We start from the raw sequence: 950 nt of genomic DNA on the forward strand, positions 1-950 counted from the left end.
ATTCATTAACCAAATGAATTTAATAGTTGGAGAAGCAAAGTATAAAATGCATACAACAATTGTTAAAAATATTAAAATCTTTAATCGAAATTGCATCAATATTCTCCTTTATAAAGAAAAGAAACCGATCCCTAAGGCATCGGCTATTACAATAATGGAAAAATTGATTTAAAATGAGGTAAAGCTGTTTTTTCATAAATCAATTTTCCGTATTCCTCTAAAACATGTATAGTTACTTTTGAACGATGACCATATTCAAGTAACATTGATGATAAGTAATCAACTTGAACTTCATCAAGCAATTCTTCTTCAAATTTAACATAAAGATAGTAATAATCTTGGAAGGAATAAAGTGTGGTTTCAAATAATTCTTGATTAACAGCATGCGATAAAGAAATAATGTCTTCAAGATTTTTAAAGGATAGAATCAGTTCAGTTTCCTCTTCATCCATCGATTCAAAAATATCATCATCATCATCTTCTTCTGAATCATCGTCATCATCTACAGAGATAAATGGAATTTCTAAATTCTTTTCTCCTTCACCTAAATTCACTTCTACTTTTTTGCCGTCTTTAGAAATCACAGCTTTTGTTACAACAACCTCTAAACCCTTGTCTAGTGCCTGTACCTGAATCCATAGGGGGCCACCAGCAATGAATTCCTCAGTCAAATGCGCTTCATCAATTAATTCCCAGAAAAGCTCTTCACTTCTTTCTCGATCTAACCATACTTCATCTTTAGAGAAACCTCTCTCCTCGATGTCTAAGTAGGATATGGAGAACTTAAACGTATTTTCATTAATTCTTTCTATTTCCATTTGTTTTCCCCCTCCTTTAATGAACAACAAGTAATTGCGTTAGACGATATAGAATAAATAAAGTAAAAGAAATTTATGTTAAATATAAAATTCTGAAATAGTAAATTAGAAAAATACTCTTAAAAATTTAGC

Annotated in this window: 1 protein-coding gene; it reads right to left on the bottom strand. The window is 30.2% G+C overall.

Going from position 1 to position 950, the window contains the following annotated elements:
• Positions 1–146: 146 nt before the first annotated feature.
• Positions 147–818, bottom strand: a complete 672-nt coding sequence (mecA, locus tag CN514_RS24795) for an adaptor protein MecA (RefSeq protein WP_098234833.1) — start codon at positions 816–818, stop codon at positions 147–149.
• Positions 819–950: the final 132 nt, after the last annotated feature.

The organism is Bacillus sp. AFS001701, assembly GCF_002559405.1.
Classification (GTDB): domain Bacteria; phylum Bacillota; class Bacilli; order Bacillales; family Bacillaceae_G; genus Gottfriedia.